Consider the following 1,937-nt stretch of genomic DNA (forward strand, 5'->3'; position numbering starts at 1 on the left):
GAAGTCGTTGTCACCGCCTATGCCGCCGAGGATGGCCAAAAGCAGCTGAGCGCCTATCTGGTCGCTGACCGGCTATTGACAGCGAAGGAGCTTCGCGGGGCGCTGTCCCAAGAGCTGCCTGATTACATGATTCCGTCCTACTTTGTGCAGCTGGAGCAGCTACCGCATACTCCGAACGGCAAGATTGACCGCAAAGCCTTGCCTAGTCCACAAGTAACCCGGGTGGATGCTGCACAACAGGAGCCGCCAAGGACGCCTACCCAAGCACAGCTGGCGACCATCTGGCAGGACGTGCTGGGACTTGATAACGTGGGCATCCGGGATAACTTCTTCGAGATCGGTGGTCATTCTCTGCGGGCCACCACGCTGGTAGCACGGATCCCCAGAGAGATGAGTGGACAGCTCACACTTCGAGAGGTATTCCAATTCCCGACCATTGAGCAGCTTGCTGAGCTGCTGGAGAGCAGGAATCAGGAAGCTCATGTGTCCATACCTGTCGTAGAGAAGCGCAGCTATTATCCTGTATCCTCGGCACAGAAGCGCTTGTACGTGCTTAGCCAGCTTGAAGGCGGTGAGCTTAGCTACAATATGCCAGGCTCCATGCTAGTAGAGGGACAGCTCGATCGTGCACAGCTGGAGGAAGCTTTCCGCCAGCTCATCGCCCGGCACGAGACACTGAGAACGAGCTTCGAGATCGTCGATGGTGAGCCTGTACAGCGTGTAAGGGATGAAGTGCCATTTATGGTGGAATACGCGCAGATCAGAGAAGACGAGACGTCAGCACACATCCGTGCGTTCATTCGTCCCTTCGATCTCCAGCAAGCTCCCCTGCTTCGGGTTGGTCTGCTTGAATTGGAGCCAGAGCGCCACCTATTGCTGTTCGATATGCATCATATCGTCTCTGATGGTGCTTCGATGGACGTGCTGGTAGAGGAATTCATCCAGCTGTACGAAGGAAGTGCTCTGCCAGCGCTTCGTGTGCAGTACAAGGATTATGCCGTATGGCAGCATTCGGAGCTTCACGGTGAACGTATCGCGCAGCAGGAGGAATTCTGGCTGGATGTGTTCCGTGGAGAGCTACCTGTGCTCGATTTACCTACCGATACACCTCGTCCGTCACAGCGAAGCTTTGAAGGTAAGCAATTGGATTTCGACATTGACTCAGACCGAATGCATGGGCTGAAGCTGATCGCGGAACAGACCGGGTCCACATTGTACATGGTGCTGCTGTCTGCGTATACTACACTGCTTCATAAATATACCGGACAAGAGGATATCATTGTTGGCACATCTATGGCAGGAAGACCACATGCAGACTTGGAGCGGCTAATCGGTATGTTCGTGGGAACGCTGGCGCTTCGCAGCTATCCTTGTGGAGAGAAGTCGTTCATCGACTACGCACAGGAAATCAAAGAAACGGCTCTTCAAGCGTACGAGCACCAGGACTATCCATTCGAGGAGCTCGTAGCTAAGCTGAATCTCAAGCGGGATTTGAGCCGCAACCCTCTCTTCGACACCATGCTTGTGCTTCAAAATACAGAGCGTAGTGAGCGAGAGATTGCCAGGTTGCAATTCAAGCCTTATCCACAAGAGCATGTAGCGGCTAAATTCGATCTGACGCTGTATGTGGCTGAGCATGATAACAAGCTTGTATGCAGCTTCGAATATGCAAGTGCTCTGTACCACCAGACTACGATAGAACGGATGGCTGGGCATCTGCTGCAGATCATTGATGCTATTGTAAGCAATCCGCATGAGAAGCTGTCTGGTGTAGACATCGTAGCACCACAAGAGCGTACTCAACTTGTGGAGAGGTATAATGCGACAGCAGCAGCGTATCCAAAGCAGCAAGCCATTCATCAGCTGTTCGAGGAGCAGGTGCTGCGAACACCTCATCACGTGGCGGTGGTACTCGAAGATCAGCAGTTAACCTACGG

General features: G+C 53.2%; 1 protein-coding gene. It reads left to right on the plus strand.

Annotated elements, in window-relative coordinates; genetic code table 11:
* Positions 1–1,937: condensation domain-containing protein (locus D328_RS29940; RefSeq protein WP_033413864.1), on the plus strand; the 1,937-nt coding region annotated here is incomplete at both ends.

The organism is Paenibacillus massiliensis 2301065 = DSM 16942 (assembly GCF_000377505.1).
Taxonomy (GTDB): Bacteria; Bacillota; Bacilli; order Paenibacillales; family Paenibacillaceae; genus Paenibacillus; species Paenibacillus massiliensis.